This is a genomic window from Neorhodopirellula pilleata, from assembly GCF_007859915.1.
Taxonomy (GTDB): domain Bacteria; phylum Planctomycetota; class Planctomycetia; order Pirellulales; family Pirellulaceae; genus Rhodopirellula; species Rhodopirellula pilleata.
The window spans coordinates 84,254-109,175 of the sequence record NZ_SJPM01000014.1; the positions used below are offsets into that span (position 1 = coordinate 84,254).

Annotated in this window: 21 protein-coding genes and 1 tRNA gene; 7 read left to right on the plus strand and 15 right to left on the minus strand. The window is 55.3% G+C overall.

Annotated features, from left to right (window positions below):
* Positions 1–188: 188 nt before the first annotated feature.
* On the minus strand, positions 189–1,454 hold the full coding sequence (locus Pla100_RS24335; RefSeq protein WP_146581071.1) for a tyrosine-type recombinase/integrase: 1,266 nt from the start codon (positions 1,452–1,454) through the stop codon (positions 189–191).
* 129 nt (positions 1,455–1,583) lie between these two features.
* Here Pla100_RS24335 and Pla100_RS24340 point away from each other — a divergent pair.
* A tRNA-Arg gene (locus Pla100_RS24340) sits at positions 1,584–1,657 on the plus strand.
* A 56-nt stretch (positions 1,658–1,713) separates the two neighbouring features.
* Here the strand turns inward: Pla100_RS24340 and Pla100_RS24345 are convergent.
* Entirely contained in the window at positions 1,714–2,907 is a 1,194-nt protein-coding gene (locus tag Pla100_RS24345) for an outer membrane protein assembly factor BamB family protein (RefSeq protein WP_231603509.1), read from the minus strand.
* Positions 2,908–3,153: 246 nt separating this feature from the next.
* Here Pla100_RS24345 and Pla100_RS24350 point away from each other — a divergent pair, with 246 nt between their 5' ends.
* Positions 3,154–5,325, plus strand: a complete 2,172-nt coding sequence (locus tag Pla100_RS24350; protein ID WP_146581181.1) for an FAD-dependent oxidoreductase — start codon at positions 3,154–3,156, stop codon at positions 5,323–5,325.
* A 229-nt stretch (positions 5,326–5,554) separates the two neighbouring features.
* Here the strand turns inward: Pla100_RS24350 and Pla100_RS24355 are convergent, their stop codons facing one another.
* The 8 genes from Pla100_RS24355 to Pla100_RS24390 all read right to left on the minus strand — a co-directional run bounded on the left by Pla100_RS24355 (position 5,555) and on the right by Pla100_RS24390 (position 14,096).
* Positions 5,555–6,097, minus strand: coding sequence for an RDD family protein (locus Pla100_RS24355; protein WP_146581075.1), 543 nt, complete (start codon positions 6,095–6,097; stop codon positions 5,555–5,557).
* Positions 6,098–6,361: 264 nt separating this feature from the next.
* Positions 6,362–6,877 carry a hypothetical protein gene (locus Pla100_RS24360; RefSeq protein ID WP_146581077.1) on the minus strand — a complete coding sequence of 172 codons (516 nt, stop codon included), beginning with the start codon at positions 6,875–6,877 and terminating at the stop codon, positions 6,362–6,364.
* Positions 6,878–7,019: 142 nt separating this feature from the next.
* Positions 7,020–8,246 (minus strand): DUF1559 domain-containing protein, encoded by a 1,227-nt coding sequence (locus Pla100_RS24365; RefSeq protein WP_146581079.1) that lies wholly within the window; start codon positions 8,244–8,246, stop codon positions 7,020–7,022.
* A gap of 230 nt (positions 8,247–8,476) precedes the next feature.
* Positions 8,477–8,914: a hypothetical protein gene (locus Pla100_RS24370; RefSeq protein ID WP_146581081.1), complete on the minus strand. Its 438-nt coding sequence runs from the start codon at positions 8,912–8,914 to the stop codon at positions 8,477–8,479.
* Between the two features lie 413 nt (positions 8,915–9,327).
* A complete protein-coding gene (locus Pla100_RS24375) occupies positions 9,328–10,356 on the minus strand; it encodes a ZIP family metal transporter (RefSeq protein WP_231603512.1) in 1,029 nt (342 codons plus the stop codon).
* 300 nt (positions 10,357–10,656) lie between these two features.
* Entirely contained in the window at positions 10,657–11,913 is a 1,257-nt protein-coding gene (locus Pla100_RS24380) for a hypothetical protein (RefSeq protein WP_146581084.1), read from the minus strand.
* Positions 11,914–11,950: 37 nt separating this feature from the next.
* Entirely contained in the window at positions 11,951–13,243 is a 1,293-nt protein-coding gene (locus Pla100_RS24385) for a 3-keto-disaccharide hydrolase (protein ID WP_231603514.1), read from the minus strand.
* A gap of 559 nt (positions 13,244–13,802) precedes the next feature.
* On the minus strand, positions 13,803–14,096 hold the full coding sequence (locus Pla100_RS24390; protein ID WP_146581088.1) for a cyclic-phosphate processing receiver domain-containing protein: 294 nt from the start codon (positions 14,094–14,096) through the stop codon (positions 13,803–13,805).
* 63 nt (positions 14,097–14,159) lie between these two features.
* Between Pla100_RS24390 and Pla100_RS24395 the strand changes: the two genes are divergently transcribed.
* Positions 14,160–14,732 (plus strand): hypothetical protein, encoded by a 573-nt coding sequence (locus Pla100_RS24395; RefSeq protein ID WP_146581090.1) that lies wholly within the window; start codon positions 14,160–14,162, stop codon positions 14,730–14,732.
* Positions 14,733–15,081: 349 nt separating this feature from the next.
* Entirely contained in the window at positions 15,082–15,378 is a 297-nt protein-coding gene (locus tag Pla100_RS24400; RefSeq protein ID WP_146581091.1) for a hypothetical protein, read from the plus strand.
* 347 nt (positions 15,379–15,725) lie between these two features.
* On the opposite strand, the gene Pla100_RS24405 is transcribed toward Pla100_RS24400, so the two are convergent.
* From Pla100_RS24405 to Pla100_RS24415, 3 genes are all read right to left on the minus strand, one after another.
* Entirely contained in the window at positions 15,726–15,992 is a 267-nt protein-coding gene (locus tag Pla100_RS24405; RefSeq protein ID WP_146581093.1) for a hypothetical protein, read from the minus strand.
* A 131-nt stretch (positions 15,993–16,123) separates the two neighbouring features.
* Positions 16,124–17,008: a TIGR02452 family protein gene (locus tag Pla100_RS24410; protein WP_146581095.1), complete on the minus strand. Its 885-nt coding sequence runs from the start codon at positions 17,006–17,008 to the stop codon at positions 16,124–16,126.
* A 205-nt stretch (positions 17,009–17,213) separates the two neighbouring features.
* Positions 17,214–19,688 (minus strand): DUF3427 domain-containing protein, encoded by a 2,475-nt coding sequence (locus Pla100_RS24415; RefSeq protein WP_146581183.1) that lies wholly within the window; start codon positions 19,686–19,688, stop codon positions 17,214–17,216.
* Here Pla100_RS24415 and Pla100_RS24420 point away from each other — a divergent pair.
* The 3 genes from Pla100_RS24420 (at position 19,681) to Pla100_RS24430 (ending at position 23,535) form a co-directional block, all read left to right on the plus strand.
* Positions 19,681–21,783, plus strand: coding sequence for a helicase-related protein (locus Pla100_RS24420; protein ID WP_146581097.1), 2,103 nt, complete (start codon positions 19,681–19,683; stop codon positions 21,781–21,783). The genes Pla100_RS24415 and Pla100_RS24420 overlap by 8 nt on opposite strands.
* 63 nt (positions 21,784–21,846) lie before the next feature.
* Positions 21,847–22,845 carry an RNA ligase (ATP) gene (locus tag Pla100_RS24425; RefSeq protein ID WP_146581099.1) on the plus strand — a complete coding sequence of 333 codons (999 nt, stop codon included), beginning with the start codon at positions 21,847–21,849 and terminating at the stop codon, positions 22,843–22,845.
* Between the two features lie 3 nt (positions 22,846–22,848).
* The gene (locus Pla100_RS24430) at positions 22,849–23,535 is read left to right on the plus strand and encodes a metallophosphoesterase family protein (RefSeq protein WP_146581101.1); all 687 of its coding nucleotides are present in this window, start codon (positions 22,849–22,851) and stop codon (positions 23,533–23,535) included.
* A gap of 66 nt (positions 23,536–23,601) precedes the next feature.
* Here the strand turns inward: Pla100_RS24430 and Pla100_RS24435 are convergent, their stop codons facing one another.
* Together Pla100_RS24435 and Pla100_RS24440 are read right to left on the minus strand one after the other, a co-directional pair.
* On the minus strand, positions 23,602–24,126 hold the full coding sequence (locus Pla100_RS24435) for an endonuclease V (RefSeq protein WP_146581103.1): 525 nt from the start codon (positions 24,124–24,126) through the stop codon (positions 23,602–23,604).
* A gap of 22 nt (positions 24,127–24,148) precedes the next feature.
* Entirely contained in the window at positions 24,149–24,862 is a 714-nt protein-coding gene (locus Pla100_RS24440) for a metallophosphoesterase family protein (RefSeq protein WP_146581105.1), read from the minus strand.
* Positions 24,863–24,922: the final 60 nt, after the last annotated feature.

The window sequence follows — 24,922 nt, forward strand, 5'->3', positions numbered from 1 at the left end:
CCCCACCTACCGGCAGCTCGCGGGCATCACCCCGCGATGGCGTGGAAGCGTCGATTGATGATCGACACGAACGCATTATTCACATTGGCATCGAGGGTCGGAAGTCCTTAGTTCCGGCCGTCGGCCGTCGGACGATCATGAATTCCATTGCCGATCCTGGTCGTTGAATCCCAGAACGATGCGGCCGATCATTTTTCGGTTTTGCGTTTCGTAGCTTTTGGCTTCCCGGCCAACCACCACTTGCGAACAAACTGACAAACCTCCTTGATGCGTTTCTGGTCGATGCCTTCGCGATAGACGGCAGCCATCGAATCATCGCAGTGGCCCATGACGTGGTTCACGGCCACTTGATCCTTCGAGTTTCCTGCGATTGTTTCGAACGTGTGACGCAAAGCGTAGAAACCCACGCCGTTGTATCTTGCCAATTGTTCCTTTCGAGCTTTCTTGGCATCGGCACCGGATTCGACCAACTTCTTCACAACCGGCTCAACGAGGACCTTGTCCCGCAAGCGGGCGAAGGCCTGGGAAAGCGGGTCGGCGGATCCGTCGTCATGGAACCATGCTTGTCGACGTTTTGTGATGAAAACGTGATCCTCCAAAGATGACGGGGCGGTTGGATACCGGTTTGCGATGGCGTATTGAATGGCGTCGACGGTTTCTGGCCATAGCCACGCGGCCCGCTCGATACCCGTCTTGGTCCGAAGGTCTTCAAGCCAATTGCGTTTGAAGTCGATCATTGGAATGAGAAGGCGGCCACAATCGGCGTTGCCATACCCCGCATTTAAACCCAGCAAAATCATCGCTCTGACTTGGAACGGGGCCTCGTCGACGAGTTTGTGAACTTCCGCGGCAGTAAACAGCTTTTGAGGCTTCGTGGCTCGGTGAAGTCGCTGTCGTTTCTTGCTCACCCGTTTGAAGTTCGGCCCAAAGCGAATTGGCCGGTCCACTCCGCCGACGTTGTAAGCGAAGTTGAAAACAGCACTCGACCGGGCGATCGCGTTGTTGATCGAGGACGGTCCCCACGTTGACGGAAACGACGCGCGGAAGCGTCCGAAGTCGGGAGCGTCAATTGTGGCAAGCAGACGCTGCTTTCCGAAGAATTCGGTGATCCGTTGACACGCAGCGAAGTAGTCATTGAAAGCCCGCTGCGATAGGTCGCCCTGTTCCTTTTGCTGGTTCTTCGATTCCAGAAACTCATTGACCAACCAATCGATGTCGTGGTCTCCCTGCCCGAAGTTCGGATCGCCACCGGCTCGGATCGTGTCCTGCTTGGCCAGCCACTCGTTTAACGCGCCGTCAGGATCGTCCCACGAACCGAAGTAGTGAAGCTTCCCCCGGACCTTCTTGCACCACTTTCCCGACGCGTGAGGAGTAAGCGGATACTCGGGATAGGGCTTATCCGGTTTGGCCGGCTTCGTCTTTCGCCCCTGATTGCGTAGAATACCCCCAGACATTGCCGTCGATCCTCAACATCACGGTGATGGAAGCCCCGCGACGTGACAGCGTCGTTTGGGGCGTTTTTCAAATGTTAAAATAGGATAACAGTTGTGGACCGGTTGTAGCAAGACTTTAGAAAACGCGTCGCGCCCATAGCTCAGCTGGATAGAGCAACGGACTTCTAATCCGTAGGTCGAAGGTTCGAATCCTTCTGGGCGTGCTTTCCGAAAAACCACGTGATTAGCGGACTTCTTCGCGATTTCGGTCATCGGTGATCTATGGTCTGATTGCGATCAGTTCGTTCTGGGATGGTGTAATGATTCGGCGGCAATATAGGACGCCTTCTGAAAACGCCGGTAGCGCTCGATACTTACCGGTGGGTAATGTCGCACTGGCGAGTTCTTGATAACTCGATCCGTCGGCGGCAAATAGTTTCAGTTCTCCGCTAATTTTCTGAGCTAAAACACGATCACCGACGGCAATCAAATGCGCTGTTCCGAATTCGGGTTGTCGCCATCCTTCTTTGCCGTCGGCCCAGCGGGCGCACAATAACTCTCCGTTGCCGTAGTCTTCTCGCCCCGTGATGGCAAACAACCATTGACCACAGCGAACCGGCGTGACGTATTGGCTGCTAATCACATCGGTCTGGCCCCATCGATCTGTCGGTTTTCCGCCGGCTAAATCCAACATTCGGCAGCCCACTCCGTAGGCCGCAGTGACGAATAAGTTGGATCCGTCGACTAAAGGGGTTGCGGCATTGACCGTGGGACCTCGGCGACCGAATTCAAACTCCGTAAGAACGGTGCCATCTGTCGGGTCGACGATCACTGTTTTCAAACGCATCACGGCCGCCACGTAGGTTTTATTCTTGAGCGTGATTGGAACTGGCGAGGAATACGCCGCTTCCTGTTCCAATGCCGTCCACCGGGTTTCACCGTTGCCTTTATTCAACGCGATCAATCCCGCATTCGGTTCGCCACCGACAGCAACTACCAATTGATCGCCAATGACAAGCGGTGTGCTGCCCGCACCGAAGTATCCTTCGTCCGCCTCGTATTGGGATCGCAAGGGCCTTGACCAAATGGTTTTGCCGTTGGCCAGGCCGACTGCTTGCAAGTCGCCAGCGGCTCCGTAGACATAGACTTGCTCGCCATCGATCACGGGGACGCAACGCGGACCCAGATCCGGGTCGACACCTCCGCGATAGACAGCGGGAAAGACCGCTCGCCATTTTCGGCTACCGTCGTCACTGGATAAGCAATCCAAACACTCCTTGTCGTCTTCGCGATGCCACAGCAGCACGTTACCGCCGGCCACGGCGACACCAGCATATCCCGCTCCACAACGGACCCGCCATTTGACCGCAGGCGGCGATGTCCATGGATCAAGCTTTTTGCCGATCGCATGACCGTCGCGGTTGGAACCAAGAATCTGAGGCCATTCGGCAACACAGGTCTGAGCCAGGAACATCAACAAGATCCAAGTACAGGCAATCCCATCACGCATCATCGGCCACAACCTTCTTGAGGATAAAAACACCTAAACTAGCCAAACGACACGATGTTTGGCTAGAGTGCGGCCCGGCAACACACAGGCAAACAAACACTCATTTTCCCGGTTCGGCCAATCCCCTTTTTGGCAAACATCGCCCCCGCGGTCATGCACACCGTTTAACATCCTTTCCGGCGGCTCACTTTCCTTTCACTTTCCATCATGATGAAAAAAACAACTTGCGTTCGAACCAAGCGTTTTCCACTAAGTCGCTTCATAGGGATTCTGTCGTCCGTCGCGTTGCTGGCGTTTGTCCCTGGCGTCAGCGTGGCACAGAACGCAGACATAGCACAGAGCGTGAACAGCTACGACATCGTCGTCTACGGTGGCACCTCGGGCGGGATCGCCGCTGCCGTCCAGGCCAAGCGGATGGGCCGGTCGGTCGTTGTGATTGAACCTTCCCAGCGTTTAGGCGGGTTGACCACCGGAGGACTCGGACAGACCGATATCGGCAACAAAGCTGCCGTCGGGGGAATCGCACGTGAGTTCTACCAAGCCGTCCGAGCTCACTACGAGAAACCTGAGGCATGGAAGTGGCAAGCCAAAGAAGAGTATCGTTCGCGCGGACAGTCCATGACCTCGAAGGGAGAGGATACGATGTGGACGTTCGAACCGAGTACGGCATCGAAGATCTACCAAAACTGGATCGCCGAATATGAAATACCGGTGATCTACGGGGAACGCCTCGATCGCAACGCCGGGGTTGCCATGACACGTTCATTGCCTTGGCGGATCATCGCGATCAGGATGGAATCAGGCAGAACGTTTTCGGGCAAGATGTTTATCGATGCAACCTACGAAGGCGATCTGATGGCGTCGGCAAAGGTCGACTACACATTCGGACGAGAGCCCAACAGTCGGTACGACGAAACGCTCAGCGGTGTCCAAACCTCTCGGGCAGTGCATCATCAACTCGTCGATGGCGTTGACGCGTATCTAACGCCGGGCCAACCTGAAAGTGGACTGTTACCGTTTATCGACGCGTCCGCCCCGTTGGCCGATGGCTCCGGCGACGATCGGATCCAAGCGTACTGTTTTCGCATGTGCATGACGGACCATCCCGACAATCGCATCCCGTTTCACAAGCCGGACGGGTACGAGCCAATGTCTTACGAATTGCTACTACGGAACTTCGAAGCCGGTGAACGACGGGTGCCTTTGTCCATTGGCATCATGCCCAACCGCAAGACCGACACGAATAACAACTTCGGCGTTTCGACCGACTTCATCGGCCAGAATTACGAGTATCCGGAAGCGACTTACGAGCGGCGGGCGGAAATCGTGGCTGAGCACTTGAAGTATCAGCAAGGATTGATGTGGACGTTGGCGAATCATCCGCGAGTCCCCGAAAATGTCCGCAATGAGGTTTCGCGTTGGGGAATGTGCAAGGACGAATTCACCGAAGGAAACGGTTGGCAGCAGCAGTTGTACATCCGCGAAGCACGCCGGATGATCAGTGATTACGTGATGACCCAACATCATTGCCAAGGACGCCAAATTGCCGATGTCCCCGTCGGCATGGCCGCTTATACGATGGACTCACACCATGTCCGACGATATGTCACCGAAGAAGGGAAAGTCCGAAACGAGGGCGATGTCCAAGTCGGCGGTTTTGTACCCTATCCGATCGATTACAAGTCCATCGTCCCGAAAGCAAATCAGTGCGGGAATTTGCTCGTGCCGGTCTGTCTGTCTGCCAGCCACATGGCTTTCGGTTCGATTCGAATGGAACCGGTGTTCATGGTCTTAGGCCAATCCGCTGCCACTGCTGCGGGGCACGCGATCGACCAGCGAACGATGGTTCAGCGGATCGATACTGCGAAATTGGTCGAACGATTGTTGGCCGACCATCAGGTACTCGAGTGGACCGGTCCGAGGCCCGGACCGCGTGCGGCCGAGATTCAAGCGAGAAGCTTGCCGGGCATCGTTGTCGATGACGAGCAAGCAAGGCGCGTCGGGTTTGAATCCGTCGGGACCACCGTGGGACCGTACATCGGCGTTCACTATCGACACGATTCGGATACCGAGAAAGGAAACCAATCGATTCGTTTGACAACGCGATTTGAAAAACCAGGTCGTTATGAAGTGCGGATCGCTTATGGAAGCCATGCGAATCGGGCAACAAACGTTCCCGTGAAAATTGCCCATGCCGATGGTGAGGCGAGCGTCAAGGTGAACCAGCGAAAACCACCTTCGATCGATCGATTGTTTGAACCGCTGGGCGTGTATTCGTTCCTGGCGAACACCGATTATACGGTTGAAATCGGCAACGCCGGAACCGACGGGTTTGTGATTGTCGACGCGATTCAGTGGATCGCGGCGGAACCCCTTGAGTAGATGACGTATGCGTTCTGACGCTGAAGATGAACTATCGACCGAATTGAATCGGCATGCAAACGAGGAAAAGGCGAAGGAGGCTGCCATGCCATGCCTGGTCGCTCTCGATCGCGTTTCGGCTGATTGAGTGGACTTGAAGTTGAGAGTGGTTGAAGTATTCGATTGCGAGATACTGCAGCGGGCGGATCATGCGGAGCAAAATTCGAAATGAATCTTTGGCCGGTCCCCGTTATACATTCACTACCTTGGTGCCGGCCAGCAGATCATGAACACATCGACGGTCCTGGCGAAAAATGAATAACGCATCGATCAACCCGAGGAAGTTGGCGAACGGAATCACTTGAAGCAACCAAAGCGGCAGGTAACGAAGTCCAATCAGTTTACCAAATGGGACCAAGCGACCATCCTGGACCGAGACGATGCGGATACCCGCTGCCATCTTCCCAAGTGTCTGGCCACGATTTGCCAAGAAGTAACCCTGGATAAGAAGAAAGATGACCATCCCGCCGATGCTTTGAAGGATAAGCTCGGTCAGAGTCACGTTCTCGCCCATTGCTCTCGTCAAGTAACCGGTAAACCACAAGATCGGCGTCATGACGGCAAGACTGATGATGCCATCCAACATAGCCGCACCTAAACGATTCATACGACCAGCCAATTCAGCCTCATCCGCCGATTGATGGGGCAACACGAAACCGGCTTCCGAAGGTGTTTGATATGGGTTCTGTGGTGTCGCGTTGCTATTCTCGACTTGGTACGGATTCGGCGACATCAATTTTCCTTTAAGTATTCGAATTAGCCACAGTCGGGTCTCAGAACGTACACCGGCCCCCCATTGTAACGCGTGTACGTTTCCCAGTAGAAGAGGGAATTGTGTTCGACTTGAGAGCAAACCGTCCCCACCGCGCGGCAGGTCGTCGACGAAGGCGTGTCTGATGCTTGGGTCTCAAGTGGTTGTCTTTTTTCCGGGTGCGCATAAAAAAACGACGGATGGAGTCCATCCGTCGTTGATTCACCGGGCTTAAGCGAGGAGACCTTAGGCGGCGTCTTTCTTTTTCTTGCCCTTGGCTGGGCCGCCTTTACCGGCGGGGCCGGTTTGAAGTTGCTTGCGGACAGCTTCCGGGAGTGCTTCCATTTGTTCTTGGGTCAGAACGCCGGCAACGGCTTTCTTCATTTGAACGGTTGCGTCCTGGACTTTTTGCATCAGCGCGGCTTCCTCTTCGCTGACCGATTCCTTCGCCTTGGCGGCAAGTTCTTTGCCCTTCAGGCCGGCTTCGCGAGCTTCCTTCATGGCGGTCGTGTACTTCTTGTTGACTTCAGCGGACAGGCCCGCTTCTCGAGTTTCCTTGACCGTCGATTGAAACTTTTCGGCGGCCGCTTTGACCTGGGTCATTTGGTCGTCGGACAATCCGATTTCTTTCAGGCTGGTCATCAACTTGGCAACCATCGGGTTGGCTTGGGGTTGGCCTTTCTTCTTGCCTTTGGGTTTTTCTTCGGCAAACGAAGTGACGGCAAGAACGGCAACCAGAGACAACGCTAAGAGGGTTCTCATAAAGTAGTTCCTTTGGAACATAGAGGGGGAGGGAGAGAGAAACCGAGAGTTAGGTAATTTAATCCATTCAAAACCGACCTGCGATCTAAGTTCCGCCTTCCCGCCCCTATTTCCGTCAAAATAGGGAAATCAGCCCCTTTGCTTAAAGTTCGGCACTGATCGTTTCGCGAGACGCGCGGGTCCCAAGGGCACCCCATAAACCGTAGGGGCTGATCGAACCGGGGGCGCTTTCGTCAACGCCGCTGAGCCAAACGTTGCCGTGGTGGACGTCGCCGGCTTCGATCGAATCGGTCAAGAACTTGACCGCTCCATCGCCCATCAGGACGTGGACGCCGCCTTGGTGGCGGCTGCTCGCCGATGCCAATCCGTGGCTGTCAGCGGTTTCGCCAAAACACAGCTCGCGATTGGGCGGCAAGGTGGTATTGAACGCGCCATAAACAGCACTGCTGGACGCCCATCGGTAGCCGCGCCCTTGGTCGGAGGGAGCAAGGTCCGGTGGGCTACCAGCACTCCAAAATTGCGGCCGGGCCGGGTCGGTCAACCCTTCGTGGATGCACAAATCAGGCTCGTCGCGAACGAATTCGGTGCCGTTGTCATTATTGATCGCGGGAATGGTGCGAATGTCACGGTCACCCAAGTCGGTGGCGATTTCACCGGCGATGATGGTATTCGCCAAACCGTCGAGGATGTCTCGGAAGGCGGTCTTTTGATGCGACACGAACGCACCCCGGCAGGCGGCTCGCGTTTGTTGGGCGTGCGGGGAAAGGTTCGTGTCCAAAACCAATGTGACATCGGCGTCGATTCCGAGAGCACCCCGGTCCATGTAGTGTGACGAGTCTCCGACGCAGGCGGCGTAATTGGTTCGACCAAACGCGGGCAAGCCTTGGCCGGGATCACTTGGGCATCGAAGTGTTGGCATTTCGATCGTCCAAGGGCCGTAATCGTCATTGTTCGTCTCGGCACCCATGGCGGGATACGGATTGGGCGTTCCGCCGGGATTGGCGAGCGGATTGACGACCTGTTCCCAGACGGCCTGTTGCTCGAAAAACGGCGTCAGTCCGACCCAGATCGAAAGGTCCATGCGATTGGTGCGGTTGCTACCGATCGGTGCGCCGTCGGCCCACGTGCCGCCACCGTGCATAGGCAATTGATTGTAGGCGGAGTGATAATTGTGGACGGCGAGTCCTAGTTGCTTGAGGTTGTTGCTGCAACTCATCCGCCGGGCGGCCTCGCGGGCTGCTTGGACGGCGGGCAATAGCAAGCCGACGAGAACACCGATGATGGCGATGACAACGAGTAACTCGACCAACGTGAAACCGAACGAGCGACGGCGGGCGACGCTCGGGAACTTGAGATTGAAGATTTTCATGGAATGAACTGCTGTGAATTAAAAAGTGTGTGATGAATCAAATACAAATAGGATTTCCGCTCGAACGCGTTGGTTTCATCCGCCCACGCGAAACGTGGCCAGCTTCACCGACGGAAGACAACCCAAGGTTGCTCGCCTTACGTTGGAATCACTAGGATGCCTGTCTCACGTCGCGAATCAATCCAGTCAAAGGATCGGACGTGGCGGCTGTTCGAGGAACGTTCGGCTAGTCAGACGGTTGCCGGCGGCCCACGTGACGAGATACCGCCAGGAAGCGGCTGCCAAGGCCAAGCTTGATTCCGGCAAGGCGAGAGGGAACGATCACACACTAAGCCGACGCGCATCGCGTCGGGAAGATAAGAAGTCGCCAACAGGGTTGTGGCGACGCACAGCGAACAGAGTCCAACGCAATCAGAATGCGAATGGCCATTGACCAAGTCATGCTCGGCAGCAGTCGTTTTCGGCGATTCGTCAACCGGCTGATGCTCGTGGCTGCATCCACAATCAGTCGCCGCAACGACCTCACCGCCAGCGGTTTGCGACGGGTGACAGGCGATCCCGTGACGGTCGCTCCCGGAATCCGCATGATCGTGGTGGTGGAGGGCAGGCAGAAGCCAACCTCCCAACACATAGGCGATCAACGCGATACGGGAAGTCCAAACGGTCACGGTTGTGGAAGCACCAAAATGGGTTCAATGAGACGAATTCGAGCATTTCCTAAAACGCATCGAGCGTCAAGAAAGTTCACGTGAACTTCTACGATAGGTGGCCGAGCGGTCGTTGGAAAGTTCTTTTCCGGACTTGATCGCACGAATTTGGTGATCTTCGGTGATTCTTCATCATTCCCATACGCGGCGAAGCACTGCATCCGTTATCGCCGCATTCGGTGTTTTTTGAAGGCAATTGATACAAGCCCGACGCGTGAGTCTTGAAGCTGCACCTTTGCCTGTGGCATTGGTTTTTCGTAACCCGCTGCGTAAGCGAGGGATGAGTCAATATCAATTATCCCTCGCTCACGCGTCGGGTTACGATTACATCAACAGACCGTTGCGCGTCGGGCTTGTGTGTTGGCGGAGCCGCCTTAGGGTGAGTTTGTAGACGGGGCAGTGGACGGAGCCATCACGCCAGGAAACTGGTGCCCGTGGCCTTGGTGGTCTTGGTGACGATGTCCCGGCAGGTTTTCGATCGCCAAGGCGATCCCCACGCCGATCAACAGAGCAAGGGTGAGTTTGCCGCGGTCGTGGTCGTGAAAGGCGACTTCGGGCAACAAATCCGCCAGGGCGATACAAATGAAAAATCCGGCCGAAATCGCCAAACCCCAACCAAGGATGGCGTCGCCGCTGCCGGGATAGGCCGTGCCCAAACGTGTGGCACCAAAATACATCATCAACGCGCCCAAGGGACAAGTGACGGCGAAAGTCCCGTTGGCGATCGCCTGAGCACGTGGCGACCACCCCTGTTTACTCATCACCGATGTGATCGCGAACGCGTCGAGCGGCTTGTGCATCGCGACGGCCAAGAACGTCCCCAAACCGGCCAAACCCAACCAGGCTCCGTGACTGGCGTCGGCGATCACGCTGCTGGCCAACGCCACCCCATCGACGATCGTATGCAGCGCCAATCCAAAAAACATTCCCGCCCAACTGAAACGTTTTTTAGTCTTCGGCCCATGCCCATGCCCATGCCCATGCCCATGCTCGTGCTCGTGCTCGTGCTCGTGCTCGATGGCTGCCGGATGAGAATGTGCATGCGAGTGGCCACCACAATCGTCATGCAGGTGATCGTGACCCTCGATGTCTTCGTGATGAACGTGATCGACGACCCCGTGATCGTGGGTGTGAAATAACCTCACTAACAGGAACATCGCGATCAAACCCGCCAATGCAGCCGCTCCCGTCTTGGATGACGATTGCAAAACCTCGGTGGCGTGCGGCAGAAGATGCAACATCGCAATACCCAGCATCAAGCCGCCGACGCCGCTCATCAATAACTGAGTCCGCAGGTGCGTCATGCGGAGCAGCTTGGAGAGTTGCCCACCTGTAACGGACGCAATGATGACGAAGACGCAGTAAACAAATAGCAGCGATTCCGGACGAAACGGTTCGGTCAAGTGATGCGTTTCCTGGGACAAAAAATGGTTCTGATTGGGCAAAGCGACCGCGTATGTTAAACGAACAGGCCGATTTCCCAAACCCGTGCCGGGTCTGGAAGAAGCGAGTAGCGAGAAGCGAGAGGCGAGAGGCGAGTGAAGAGTGAAGAGTGAAGAGTGAAGAATTGCAAGGATCTGACTGATCGGTCCGATCGTGAATCGCCCAACCAAGAACCAAGAACCAAGAACCAAGAACCAAGAACCACTTCCCTGCCGGGTCTTCGCTATCGCTGCGACCCAGCCTACGGGGGCGTAAGGGGACTAGGGGAACCAATATGCTTGGGCGGCTTTTTTTAATTCGGTTTGTCCGATCAGCCATTGTTCGTGTCGGGTGCCGTCGCTGCGGTCCGAGGACGAACGGATGACGCCACGGACGGCGGCTTGCCATTCGTACTGCTCCGCAATCGTGATCGCCAAGAGGAGCTGATAACGGGCTTGCGGCACGATCGGAACGCCTCGCACTTTCAACGACCAAGCTGCTAGATCGACTGCGTGCCAGCCATCGTCGTTGGCATCATCCTCGACGACCGAACGAAGACTCCGATCAAGGTCCGCCAATTGACTTTGATGAACTTCCAAGTGAAAGCGACTGCTATGCGGCGAGTACAACGACCACGACAACCAATGATCCCAATGAAACGCCTCGGAACTCGCCCGATCGCGACGTTCGGTCAGCGGCAAGATGACGACCAGCAAAGCCAGCAACGACGCGATCATCATGCGACCAACCGACTCGGTACCGTCCGTCGGAATCTCGCCGGGACGAACGAACAACAAATACGCTTGCCCGGCAAGCACGATGTTCCATGTCAACACACCGAAGCTGTGATTCATCCCCCAGGGTGAGAGCAAACACAGGAGACTCCCGTGCATGGCGATTGCCAAGACGCCACCGAACTTGCGGGTTCGTGGCACCAGACACGCGAATGCGACGAAGCATTCCACGGTGGGGAAGATCAGCACAAGTCGGTTACGGAGCGATTCGTCCCATGCCGACACATCCCACCCAACAAAGCGCCCCAACGTGTTCAAGAACTCTTGGCCGACGGTATGAGTGAACTGGAAATCAAACTTTCCGATCGAACTGTAGAAGTAGACGCTCGCGGTGATGATCCGCAAAAAGATCATGGAATGTTGTCGGGGAAGGATCGTCCAAACCAATCCATACAAGCACGTTTGGTAGGCCCAGGGTTGCAATCGATGTTGGTCGATGGTGAATCCCAGAATCATCATCACCGAGACCGAGAACCATCCGGTGCGCCGAATCTTGCGGTCCCGCAACGTGTCGCTGTCGAACGTCGCGATCGCGACGCAGAGCGTGCCTAGAATCGGAATCGCGAGAAAACCATACGGTTGAGCCAAGGGGGCCATGAAAGCGAACATCGGCACAACCGGGTACTCTTGCGTAGCCGTCCAGTTCGACGGCAGCCACAAGCCCAGCGAAGCGAACAGCAACGCGACGAAACCGGTCGCCCAGTATCGAGTGACCGAAAGCGAGTGGAGTGGATCTCGGACCATGCCGATCAGCCAAAGCGAGGTTGAAAACCGACCGCGATTAATTTTCAGCGGGTTGTGGCTTGATTGAGATCTGACGATAGGTGGCTTGTGTGGTCGGGTCGTGGCCTTGAATCATGATCGTCCCCGGGTCGGTTCGCAAACCTTTGCGAGGATTCACATCGGGTGCGCGGTCGTCGTAGACGTCGCTGACTTGCAAGCCGTTGACCCACGCGGCGAAATGCGGCCCTTCGGCTTTGAGTAGAATCGTGTTCCATCGTTCGGGTTCGCCGGCGACGATTCGGGCGTCCTGACGACGGAAGATGCCCCCGGCTCCGCAATCGGCCGGTTGCAAGGGGTTGCCGTCGACGGTTTCGTTACTGACTTGACACTCGTATCCCATCATCACATCGCCCGGAATGGCACGGAAGAAGATCCCGGAATTCGACTCCGGTGAATCCATTTGATAATCGACCAAGAGACTAAAGTCGCCGTAAGTTTCTTTCGATTCTAGTTGTTGTTTCCCGCCGTCAACAACCAACTGCCCGTCGTCATTGACTCGAAACTCGCCCTCCATGTCGTCGTAACGTGTCCAACGGCTCAGTTTCTCATCAAGCAGCGATTCAAAACCGATCGGACGCAATCGGATGTTGCGGAACCGGATCGGACCGGTGCGGTACTGCAGTCCGATATAGCCGAGTCGGGGCGAAGCAGCATTGTCCATTTCCACGGTTGTTTGATCGTTTACCTTGACGGTCAATCGTTCGCCGTCGCACAAGATGTTCATGGTATGCCATTGTTCGGCTTTGATATCGATCGTCTTACCGATCTTGCGTTTGACAACTCCTCCGGTCGGAAACGGATTGCTCGGCGGGGCGATATTGATTTCAAAACAATCAATCGCCGGGTCGCTCGGTTCCATCGTCGTACGAACGAAGATCCCGGAGTTGGTTTCCTCGTCGGCTTGGAACTCGAGTTCGAGCTCATAATCGGACCAACGGGTGGTCGTATTGAGAAAACAGGGCGAACCGCGATCGACCACGATCGCGTTGTCTTCAACCCGCCAGTTGGCTTCTCCCGCGATCGCCCAGCCGAAAAGCGTGTGACCGTCGAACAATCGAATCCAACCTTCGGTCGTTTGTTCGATCGGCAACCGGGCATCGAGAAGTTGCTCCGCCGATGCTTCGTAGGCTTCAGCTTCAAACGTATACGGTTCGTCGGGTGATTGGGTCGACGCCCCCGGCATGACCTCCGCAGAAGTCTCGGCGTTTTCCATCACTCCGACTTGCGTCTCGGGAACTGGTCGAGGCGAGCAGCCCGGCAGCGAGGCGACCAAGCAGAGGAGAAAAGCCAATGAAATCCGAGCCGAGCTAGAAAGGATCATGAAACGTCAATCAGCGAAAAAGCGGAGGAAACCGGTGCGTGTCTCTAAGATCATAACCTGAAGCATGAGCGAGGGACCAGCGTTGATCTTCAGTGAAGCGGTTAGCATCGCATGAACATTAACTGCCGCATTATAAGAGTGGCATAGGCTTCCAGCCTGGTATGTACCTAAGATAGCCAAAATCTATCCCTGGGGCAGTCTCAGTGCTCTCATTGAAGGAATCAGCTTCCGCCCTTCAATCGAGGAATTCTCTCATGGCAACCGCCACTCAAAAGCGAAACGATTTTTCAATCCAGCGTCAGTTCCGATGATTGCGAATCGAAAACTGCTTCCGAGCAGACCGGTGAAAATATGTACCCGTAACAAAATTGCCTTCCCACTTGAAAACCATATGGCAGTCTTCAAAACGCGCAAGCTAGGGGATCCACTCCAAACTTCGCAATACCAGCGACTCCACTCGCTTGCGCGTCGGGCTTGTATGTTTGCGGCGTAGCCGCCTTAAGATAAACAATCGCTAAGCTCGACAGGTCTAGCGTTTGGCGAGTCGCTCAATCGAACGGATCCCCAGTTCCATCTTCGTTCGAGCCGAAACATTGCCCGAATGAACACGCATCTCCGGTGGAACAAAGCCGGCCGTGACGACCTGTTCCTCGATCCACTTCACAACGTCGTAGCCCGTCCCACGATCATCGTTTCCCAGATCGTGATCGAGGCTGATGACCTCGACCATCCCTTTTCGAAGTAGCTCGATCGCTTCCTCCGGCCAATACACGCGAGTCCAGCCCTTCGGTGTTGCCCTTTCGTCATCGAGGTAGACTTTCACGATGTTCCTTCCGATCGTCAGTTTGGTAAAATGTCGGCTTAATTTTGCATTTGGGAAGATGAAATGGCATGGCGACCCGAGCAGCTTTTACAAACCGGCGAACTGGACAACACCCAGCGGGGTTGGACGGTTGGTTGGCTGCAATTGGACGGCTTCACTGATCGATTGCAATTGAAACTTGCCGGCAACTGCCACCCGGACCTGGCCGGCTGGAAGTTTCGAATTCATCGCATCGAGCCCGAATTGTCCAGCGACGAATCTCGTGGCGACGAGGACGCTCGAGCCGACTATTCCAGCATCAGCCTGGATCAGTCCGGACATGTCGGTGACATCACAGCCGACCAGATGATCAAACATCACGACATCCCCAACGACGAGTTGGTTCGTCGGTTACTCGCCGGCGAGAAACCACCCTTCACTTGGCGTAAATGTCTCTACTTGGAGTGGTTCAGTAACGCCAACGGTCGTGTGGTCATCCAGAGCACTCGATTGGAAGTCGAACGACTCGGCGAGCGAGCGTTTGAGCTGACCGAAGAAGAATGGAAAGAGCAGGCGAAGTCTAACGCGGAAGAGCTCAACCATTTCATGGCCCAACTGGGTGATATTCTCCGGACTAGCGAACCTGACGAGGAATGATGAAAGATCATCCCGATCGAATTTCAATCGACGACTGCAGCCCTGGTTGGCATTCTTTGCGATGAAGCGGGCGTCCTTCGCCCTCCACCCATGCTCAAGTACAATGTCCCTCGAAAATAGTGCTTCGTCAATTTTTTAAATTGAGGGTTGGTTTAAAACGTGGCACGGTGGTCCCCATCGTGATTCTCGACGGAGGACCGTCGAGCCACGTTGCTGACACCCTAAAGTCAAATGTGGTTGAAGCACTCGTTCCAAATAGCGGAGAATCACGTTGGGGAATTCGGGGGTTTACTTCATCACATGCGAATGCTTCGGCGCGAAGTTCGTAAAGCTCGGACGCTCATCCGACGTGGCCAGCCGCCGTCGTGAGTTACAATCCGGCTGCCCGTTCGAGTTGGTGATCGAACACGTTCAGCCCCTGGACGAGAAACAGGCGATCGAACACGAACGCCGCTACCGCTCGCTGTTTCGAACGATGGAACAGCGAATCTCACAAGTCACCGAAAATTCTTCATCAACCAACAAGAAACGGCTGACTCGCTGGTTCCCCTTCACCGGCGAAATCGAAGCATTCGTGGTGCAGTTAAAAGAAGGCGAACTTCCTAACACCGCGCTCGCAAGTGACCCTCAAGCGTTGTTGTTCTGAATGAACGGAACTGTCTCGATGGAGTTGCGAGTCCAAAAGCTGCTGCAGCAATCAACACCTGTCGATACGCGATTCTGCTTAGCGAGCCTCTCTTGGGGTTACCATGATTGCTAAGTACGTCAGGTGAAGTCATTCGGTTTATTAGCCGTTCTAGCGGGCTGTCGGTTAAATCGTAACCCGACGCGTAAGCGAGGGATGAGTCAATATCAATTATCCCTCGCTTACGCAGCGGGTTACGATTAGATCAACAGCCCCCTAGCCACGGTCCCCGCTTAACCGGGGCTAGCGCCCAAACGGCTAGTGTAGGTAAGCGGAAAAACATGACCAGACGTGCTTACCGGATTTGCTCAACCCGGCATCCCGCTGCGCAACAGAAAAACCATGCTCCACAAACGGTCAATCTCACCCCACTCGATGATCTCGACAGGCTTTAGGCCGTCGAACATTTCGTTGGGTGTCTGAAACCAATGGCTCAGCGATTCACGATCCACCACGTCGCTCAATTCTTCCACCAAGCGATACACTTCGTTGTAAGGACGCTTCAACTTCTCCGCGTCACCTGCAGTCGATTCCACTTTGGCAATCTCGTCGGGCACAACGCTCGCTTTCTTCATTCGTGCTCACTCTTTTCCGTCTGGTGATCTTTATGACTTGGCGATGAAATCGTACCAAAAGCGATAAGCGTCGCATCGTACTTTAAGAATAGTTTTTGCCGAGAAAGAATGGGATGGGTGACAAACGAACGCTACGCCCTGTGGTCGTCGCAGGAGAACACGTCGCTAAACGGTCGCAAGAACCGTCGTTCATCGGACCAATCCGTAATCGCAAAAACGACGTGCGAAAACACGCCAGCAAAATCACGCTCGAGCGCTTCGCGGAAATCCATCGCCGTTTGTCTTGGATCATTGCCGAACACGCCACAGCCCCAAGCTCCCAACACAAGCGTTTGGTATTGATAAGCCCGAGCAATCGCAAGAACGCGATGAATTCGTTGGCGTAGCATCCTTGCTGAATCTATTCGCCCAATCGCCGGAGCGTACGGCGCAGCACACGTCAAAAAACTGAGGGGCCAGGGCTTGTCGCATTCCATCCCTGCGTCGTCACGAAAAACCGGCACGTCCGGCGACAGAATCGCCCAATCGCTCGAAGCGGCCAGATCATTGTCGCGGTGGTAGTCATACATCGGATCGCCGAACAGAGTCGCGTACAATGCGCTCGAACGGCAAAGCGTTTCCTCTTGAGCAGTAGCACCTCGCAAGAAGCCGCCACCCGGTTCGACGCCGTTGGCGAAATTGAGTGCCAGAGGACGATGCCCCTCTTCGACCATCGCACGAGCGGTAGCCAATGTAGTTCGATTTACGACACTCACCAGAGTGTGATCAAGCGATTGCTGGTCTACCTGCGGCAAGGACGCATCCGGTGGAATCGACACCTTCGCTGCTTCGGCTGATTTCACTGCAGCCGACCAATTCACCCACCCGTGATCGGTTAAGTACTCGCCGGCATCGATCGCCTCCAACGCAGACCGTCCGAGCGACTCGGCAATCTCGTAGCGAATCTCAAGAACACGACGGTTCTCGCGTGCCATGACATCAGAATCAATCGTCTCGGAAAAACTAAGCTTGCTCATTGCGGTCCTTTGGATCCTAAGGATTGTTCACGTCTTCGTCCCACATCTCGCGATACGCATCAACGTACGTTGCGACGAGATCGAGGTCCCAGTAGTGGCGACAAAGCATCTTAAATAAGACAAGTCCTCGCTCTGAGCACGGGAATCCGAGTAAGCCATCGAGAGTCGACTCGATCAAACGTCGATACTCCTTATGTTCAACATTTCAAATCGCAATCTGTTGCTGCATCGTACGAAGCAAGCGTGTGGGCACAGCGTGTTGCAGCCGCCAAGTGATGCTTACCGGGCGACTACCTGAATGACTCACGTAGTCGCACGGGCCGAGGAAGTGGTAAGGGGCCGAAAGACCGGAAGATAGGTTTTTGCTCTCCCGGACGAACAGCAACGGTGTGTATCCCATTATGCGATGGCGTATGTAACGTTGGCCTGTCGGCGATTGTTCGGAAGTATGACTTTGAGATTGCCAGTGAAACAGATGATGTGAAATGAGGTAGTCTTCGTACATGGTTGTCGGAGAATACTCGTTTTCCGACTTTTGCAACGTCACGAAAAACACATCAATATTTCGGTCTTTCATGTGTAGAACGCCCTCGCGTTGGCTTGGTCGATTATTATAGCTCCAGTGGCCCAGAGCGACGAGGATCTCATCACGCGTGTACGCTGCGTGGATCGCCAACGGATCGTACGCTGGTGAAGCGAACGAAGGGCATTGCGGCGAGTGTTGCAGGCGATAGTCAAAGACAGCTTGCAGATCAGCGATCGCAGTCGGGTTGGATCGCAGACGATTCTCGGCATCTTCGAGTGTCATTTCGGAATATTGCATTCCCCACAGCGTTGTGTGCAGCATCGCGATCAGCGTCCTCATTTCGGCGGACGTTGTTTGCTGGGGCGAATGTAGATGCTGTGACAACGCACTTATCTGTTGAGGGCAATTGATGTGGCTCAATCGACAGAGCCCCTTGGCCAGTTGCTTCTCATCTGGTGCGACGACCGCCTCTCCGATTCCCGCGTCGGCCAGCAGACGTGACCAAAGTCCTCGCTTCAACAATTCATCCAGCGTGGTATCGAAGTAGTCAATGGCATCTTCTATCGACGGTGTGCGCCCGAGATACCGCTTTAGGTCGCGCAGCGACGCCAGCATTCGCGGGCGTACCAAGCGTATTGACTCACGTACGTTCGCGAGCACCCGCTGCTGAGCGACTCGCTCGAGCTTGATCACGCATCCGCTCGGCAGATGCGGAAACTCAGCTTCAATTTCGTCGTCGAGCTTGGCCATTGGCTTGCCACTTAGCGCTCGAAAACGGCTCGCAAATCGAAACTCTTTCCGTTGCGCACCGATGAAGTCGAGCACAGTGAGGCATTCTTTATCAAAATGCAATCGTAGACCACGTCCCAGTTGCTGAAGGAACACGGTGAGACTTTCCGTAGGACGCAAAAACAACACCGTATCGACTTCAGGAATATCGACACCCTCATTGTAAAGATCGACAACGAAGATGAAGTTCACACCGCGATCCCGCAATCTCTGCTGAGCCGTGTTGCGTTCATCATCTGTCGACTGGGCGGAAAGTGCGATGGCAGGTACGCCATTGTCATCAAAGAATCTTGCCATGAATTCGGCGTGAGCGACGCTGACGCAAAACGCAAGTCCTCGCACATCCGCCAGGTTCAAAACCGTATCGCAGACTTTTTCGAGAATCAATTGAGCTCGGACGTCGTTGCCGGTATACAGGCGATCCAAGTCATCCACTCGGTAGCCGCCTCGCTGCCAATCAAGCGCATCCAAGTCGACCGAATCGGCGATGCCGAAATACTGGAAAGGGCATAGCAACCGTCGATTGATCGCGTCAGGCAGTCGAATCTCCGCGCTGGCTCTCCCGCCGAACCAGGTCAACACGTCGAGTTCGTCTGAGCGTTCGGGCGTTGCGGTGAGTCCCAGCAGGATCGTCGGCTGAACATGGCCAAGCAGTGCTTGATAACTTGGCGCTGCCGCGTGATGAAATTCATCGACCACAATATATTCAAACCGATCTGCCGCTTCGTCGATCAGCTTCCTGGAGTTGTAACTCTGGATCGAACAGAACAAATAATCGCGCTGACCTGGATCTTTACCATCGACGAGCAAGTCGCCAAAGTTTTGGTCCCTGACGACGCAGCGAAACGATGTCAAGGCCTGATTGAGGATTTCCTTGCGATGAGCGATGAACAGTAACCGTGGTTTTCGACCAACTTGCTGGGCCACACGCGCGTAATCGAATGCGGCTATCATCGTCTTGCCGGTTCCGGTCGCCGCAACGACGAGATGGCGATGCTTGTTGTGCACCTCGCGTTCCGCCGCAATGATGTCGAGGATTTCTTCTTGGAATGGAAACGGGCGAAGATCGAAATGGATTGTTGTGCTCGAGTCCGAGGTGACTCGACGTTCTCGTTGGATCGCCTCACGTAGTCTAGGAACAGCTTGCTCGTCGTAGGTTTGAAATTCATCGTCTTGCCAGTACGTCTCGAAGGTTCCCGTCACCTTCTCCCAAAGATAAGGCAATTCGTACTGGCTGATCTTGGTTGTCCATTCGAGTCCTTCGGACAACGCAGCGTTGGATAAATTCGCCGACCCCACGTACGCGCTGCCAAAGCCAGTGTTTCGATGAAACAGATAAGCCTTTGCGTGCAGTCGCGTGGGCATTCGTGACACGGTCGACTTTGATCAGATCCCTTGGCGAAATGGACGGTTCGATCAGGAAGAGCTGGAACGTCTAGTCGCTCAGAGCGAGCGGATGGATCGGCTGTGGCAAGCTCTTGCGGAGCATCCCGGACAGCGAACGATTGTGTTTTGCTGTTCGCGGCGACACGCCGTTTTCGCCCGCGATTGGTTGCGTGCCAAAGGCGTGAGCTCGGCGGCCGTGTTTTCTGGAGAAGGGGGCGACAGCTATGGTCGGTCGCTGGAACAACTTCGTGAGGGCAAGCTGGAAACGCTCTGTGTCGTTGACATGTTCAACGAAGGCTTGGACGTACCGGCGGTCGATCGAGTCGTGATGCTGCGGCCGACGGAATCGAAGGTTGTGTTCTTGCAGCAACTCGGGCGCGGCTTGCGGGCCAGTGTTGGGAAGACTCGGCTGCTGGTAATTGAGTTCGTTGGCAACCACCGCATCTTCGCGCAGCGAATGTTGCACTTGCTGTCGTTGAGTGGTGATACGGCCAGTTGGTCTGATTTGAGAAAGTGGCTTGGTGGAGCTGAGCCGGTGTTGCCCGCCGGTTGCCTGCTGGACGTGGAACTGGATGCGATAGATGTTTTGAAACAGTTTTTGCCCACTGGTGCGACGGCTAGTGTTGAAGCTTATCGCGGGATGCGCGACGAATTGGGACGACGGCCGATGCCGGCGGAGTTGATCGCCCGAGGGTACAACCCGGGAACGATCAGCCGTAGCGCGGGAAGCTGGTTCGAGTTTGTGGCAGAGGAAGGGGATCTCGACGAATTGGAGCAGCAGGTCGTAGCGTCGCTTAAAGATTGGCTAAAAACGGTTGAAACAACCAGTCTGAACAAGTCCTATAAGATGGTGGTGCTGCGGGCCTTGTTAGACCAATCGGCTTTTTTCGAGTCGGTCGAACTTCCGCAATTTGCCAAGCAGTGTCGGCGTTACATGTTGGAGCATCCGATCTTGCAGCGTGACTTGCTGCAAGGCAACCACGCGGTCGATCATCACAATGCCAGCGACGAGGAATGGACAGCTTGGTGGATCCAGTGGCCGATTGATCGTTGGTTGGACGAGCAGAACGGGCAACGCTGGTTCACACGAAAGGGCGATCGTTTCGGTTTGTCGATTGAGTGTGCTGAAGAGCTTCGACCAGACTTGGAAGCAATGACGGAGGAATTGGTCGATGGACGTTTGGCTCGCTATATCCAAAGCAAACGCCTCAAAGAAGTTTCGATCAACGAACTGTCGTTTACGGGAAAAGTTTCTCACACCAGTGGGCGACCGATCCTTTTCGTTCCGACCGAGACGCAGCAGCCGGGTCGGCCGGTTGGTCCAACGGATGTGCAACTGCCGGATGGAAGTGTTTGGACGTTTAAGTTCGTGAAAGTTGCCTGCAATGTCGCGCACCCAGTTGGGCAAAGCAAAAACCAGTTGCCCGACTTGCTTCGCCGATGGTTCGGGAAAGATGCGGGATTGCCGGGGACCGACTTTCACGTGCGGTTTGATATGGAAGATGGAAGCTGGCGAGTGGAACCGGTCGAAGCCAGCGTTGTATCCGAGGAAAGCCCGGAAACTCAAGAGACTGCAGCGCAAGGCTTTGGTGCAATGCTACAGCCATCGATAGCGAACTCAGCCAAGTTCACAACGCATGTTCCTGTTTACGACTTGGTGGCCGCAGCGGGTACTTTCGGTGAGGAGGGAATTCCTGAAGAGATTGGCTGGGTTGAGGTGGCTGGGCACAAGCTAAAACCTGGGATGTTTGCGGCTCGGGTTGTCGGCGAATCGATGCAGCCTCGAATTCCCAGCGGCAGTGTCTGTTTGTTTAGACCGTGCCCAACAGGCTCGAGGCAGGGCCGTTTGGTGCTGGTGCAACTCAACACACATGCCGACCCAGAAGACGGCGGACGCTATACGGTCAAGCGTTACCACTCGACGAAGCGAGCCGCCGACGATAGCTGGGAGCATCAATCCATTGAGCTTCAGCCGCTGAATCCTGAATATCCGCCGATTGAGGTCGATGAGCATGTCGCGTCCGATTTGCGGGTTCTTGGGGAGTTCTTGGAAGTGCTTGACGCATCACTGTGAACCTGCCGGGCAACCTCGCCGTCACATTACAGATATTTACGATCCGTGTGGCGAGGAGATCTGATGCGAAAACTAGCAACCATCCGCACTGTGCTTGAGACTCGCCCGATCGAGGGTGCGGATATGATCGAACTGGCCGTTGTTGATGGCTGGAAGTGCGTGACGAAGAAGGGGGAGTTCGCGGCCGGCGATGCGGTGATTTATTGCGAGATCGATTCGTTCTTGCCGGTGCGGGATGAGTTTGAGTTTCTGCGTAAATCGTCGCTGAAGGTGATGGATGACCGCGAAGGTTTCCGACTGCGAACGGTCAAGCTGCGCGGTCAGATTTCTCAAGGACTGCTGCTGGCCCCGAGCATCCTTGGCCGCTCGTTTAATCTTGGCGAAGACGTGACAGACGAATTAGGGATCGTGAAGTACGAGGCGCCGATTCCGGCTTGCTTGGGTGGCGATGTGGTGGGTGGGTTTCCCGCGTTTATCGCGAAGACGGATGAGGAACGGATTCAGAACTTGGCCGCCGATTTTGATTCGTTCCGTGGACATGCGTTCTATGTTTCGGAAAAGATCGACGGCACTTCGTTCACGGCGTTTGTTCATGAGGAGCAGTTTGGCGTTTGTGGTCGCAACTGGCAGTTGGCTGAAGATGCATCGAATAGTCACTGGCGAGTCGTCCGCGACTTGGACCTGCGCGGCAGGATGAAAACGCTGGGCCGGTCGCTTGCGATTCAGGGCGAGCTGGTCGGGCCGGGAATCCAGAAGAACCGCTACGCATTGAAGGCACCGACCGTGTTTGTTTTCAATGTGTTCGATATCGCTGCGTCGGCCTACGTTCACAAAGCCGAGATGGAAACGATCTGTCGCGAGCTTGATTTGTCGATCGTCCCGCCGCTGGGCGAAATGATCGTGCCTGATTGTCTGGATGCGATCTTGACGTCGGCCGAGGGGAAGAGCGTCTTGAATCCGAAGACCGAACGTGAAGGGCTGGTTTGGGTTCGCGGCTCGGGGGATGATCGCGTTTCGTTCAAAACGATCTCTAACAAGTTCCTCGCCAAGCATGGCGATTAGGCCATGAAAATCTGGTTCATTTCTGACACTCACACTCGGCACGCGGAGCTGACGGTTCCGCGTGCCGATGTGGTGATCCACTGCGGCGATGAGGCGAACGTGCGCAAGCCTTGGCTGAATCAGTTGCAATCGAAAGCTTTCTTCGACTGGTTTGTGAATCTGGAGATCGAAACGAAAATCTTTATTCCAGGCAACCATTCAACGGCGATCGCGGAGGGGTTGATCACACCGAGGCATTTTCCAACGGTTCACTTTTTGATTCATGAAGCGATGGAACTCGGCGGGTTGCGGATCTTTGGTTCTCCGTACACACCTGCTTTCTTCGATTGGGCGTACATGAAGGACCGTGAAGAATTGGACGGCTACTGGGCCGAGATCCCCGGCGACACCGACCTGCTGATCACGCACGGTCCGCCCAAGGGCATTCGCGACGTGACGCGGCACTGGCGCACGAAGGAACCGATCCATGTTGGCTCCAAGAAATTGACGCGTCACGTGATCGAGCGAATTCAGCCTCGGATTCACGCGTTCGGGCACATTCATGATGAAGCGGGAATCGAGAATTTTGGCTGCGAAACTCGTGAGGGGATTCAGTTCATCAATGCTTCGTGCTGTGACCTGATAGGCCGCTTGGTCAACCACGGAATGGTGGTGGATATTGAACCAGGGGAGCAAGACGATGAAGTTTGACGTCGAGCCTGAAATGACGTCGGCCGAGTTCATCGACGTCTTGCGGCGTACGGCGTAGCAATTGGATCACTCCGGTTGCTCGCCACGACTGAGACGGTCAACGCGTTTGAGGATCCAGGGAAAGCGGTGTGGACCGTGCATCGCGGCGATGTTGCTGGCGGCCTCTGCGGTCGGAATGCCGATGGAGGTGATGTAGAGCGGGCGATTGCTGCCGCCACGGCAGAGTTCGTGTGTGTGATCAGATCCCTTGAACGGATTCTTTGCGACTCCAATCACAGGAACTTGCTGGTTCACTGCGTCGTAGAGATATTTGCCGAGACCAGGATGTTTCTGATCGCTGAGCCAAACATAGCCGTCGATCACGATGCAGGTCGGCGACCTTGGCAGCACCGCCAATACCGCTTCGATGCACGGCAGTTCCCGCAGGTAAAACCGACCAGGTTGGTAGTCGCGGACATTCGAGAGATTCACGACATGCTCGGACCCGGAAGCGATATCACTCCAGTCGTTGATGACAACGCAGGCAGCGATCGCTTTCGTTGGATCCGTTTCGGATTCGGTGTAGCCGACGTCGATGCAGGCGATGGTCATGGTTGATTGGCGATGGTTGGGTTCATGCTTGGTTCTTAGTCAGGATCACGACTCTCGCGTCCACATTGAGAACCTGTGTGCCGCATTCAAGTTCCGCGAAAGGTTCCGGCCAGTGTGAATGCCCCCTGACAACAAGCGTGTTTTCCCCAGTGGATTGCTCGAAGACTTCTCGGATTCGTGGTGATCCTCGGAAGCCACTGACTGGAGCGTCCGGTCCTTCGTGCATGATTGTGATCCCTGGATTCTCGCACAAGAGCATGCCGAGTGTCTCGACATAGTCGTCTTCGGTTCGTCGCCAAGGACGTCTTGGATTACCCGGGATTCCGCTCAGTCCGGCGATTGCGACGCCGCCGATCGTCACGTGGTCGTTGTCTAGGAAGTGGATCGGGCCAGTGAATCTTGGCCGGTTCGCACCGCCTGCGAACGTGTCGTGGTTGCCGGCGACTCCGGCAACCCAGTCGAACTCAGCGGCGAACGCGTCCCAGACGGGCCGTACGTCGCCTGAGCCGCCGCGTTTGTCGAGCGCCGGGACGGTGTAGAAATCACCGGCAAGCAAAACACCGATGTCTCCCTTCGGCAGGCCCAGACTGGGAAGTACTTCCGCTCGTAGCATGGCCGGAACGACTTCCCCTAGAAGCCGCAGCGGCTGTCCGCCAGCGGACTCGAACGTCTCGCGCCCTTGCAGGTCGGCGGTGACGATGACCTGTTTTATGTTTGTTGTCTGTGGCTTTTCCAATTAACCAATCCCCACTTGGCTTCCGAGTATCAAAAAACAACACCCGCGAGCTGGAAAGCC

Excerpts from the sequence above, each read along its gene's own strand:
- Pla100_RS24360 (WP_146581077.1), bottom strand. The coding sequence starts at position 6,877 with ATGAGAACCCTCTTAGCGTTGTCTCTGGTTGCCGTTCTTGCCGTCACT.
- Pla100_RS24425 (WP_146581099.1), top strand. The coding sequence starts at position 21,847 with ATGCGAAAACTAGCAACCATCCGCACTGTGCTTGAGACTCGCCCGATC.
- Pla100_RS24435 (WP_146581103.1), bottom strand. The coding sequence starts at position 24,126 with ATGACCATCGCCTGCATCGACGTCGGCTACACCGAATCCGAAACGGAT.
- Pla100_RS24405 (WP_146581093.1), bottom strand. The coding sequence starts at position 15,992 with ATGAAGAAAGCGAGCGTTGTGCCCGACGAGATTGCCAAAGTGGAATCG.
- Pla100_RS24410 (WP_146581095.1), bottom strand. The coding sequence starts at position 17,008 with ATGAGCAAGCTTAGTTTTTCCGAGACGATTGATTCTGATGTCATGGCA.
- Pla100_RS24430 (WP_146581101.1), top strand. The coding sequence starts at position 22,849 with ATGAAAATCTGGTTCATTTCTGACACTCACACTCGGCACGCGGAGCTG.
- Pla100_RS24365 (WP_146581079.1), bottom strand. The coding sequence starts at position 8,246 with ATGAAAATCTTCAATCTCAAGTTCCCGAGCGTCGCCCGCCGTCGCTCG.
- Pla100_RS24355 (WP_146581075.1), bottom strand. The coding sequence starts at position 6,097 with ATGTCGCCGAATCCGTACCAAGTCGAGAATAGCAACGCGACACCACAG.
- Pla100_RS24350 (WP_146581181.1), top strand. The coding sequence starts at position 3,154 with ATGAAAAAAACAACTTGCGTTCGAACCAAGCGTTTTCCACTAAGTCGC.
- Pla100_RS24380 (WP_146581084.1), bottom strand. The coding sequence starts at position 11,913 with ATGGTCCGAGATCCACTCCACTCGCTTTCGGTCACTCGATACTGGGCG.
- Pla100_RS24415 (WP_146581183.1), bottom strand. The coding sequence starts at position 19,688 with ATGCCCACGCGACTGCACGCAAAGGCTTATCTGTTTCATCGAAACACT.
- Pla100_RS24335 (WP_146581071.1), bottom strand. The coding sequence starts at position 1,454 with ATGTCTGGGGGTATTCTACGCAATCAGGGGCGAAAGACGAAGCCGGCC.
- Pla100_RS24345 (WP_231603509.1), bottom strand. The coding sequence starts at position 2,907 with ATGTTCCTGGCTCAGACCTGTGTTGCCGAATGGCCTCAGATTCTTGGT.
- Pla100_RS24395 (WP_146581090.1), top strand. The coding sequence starts at position 14,160 with ATGGCATGGCGACCCGAGCAGCTTTTACAAACCGGCGAACTGGACAAC.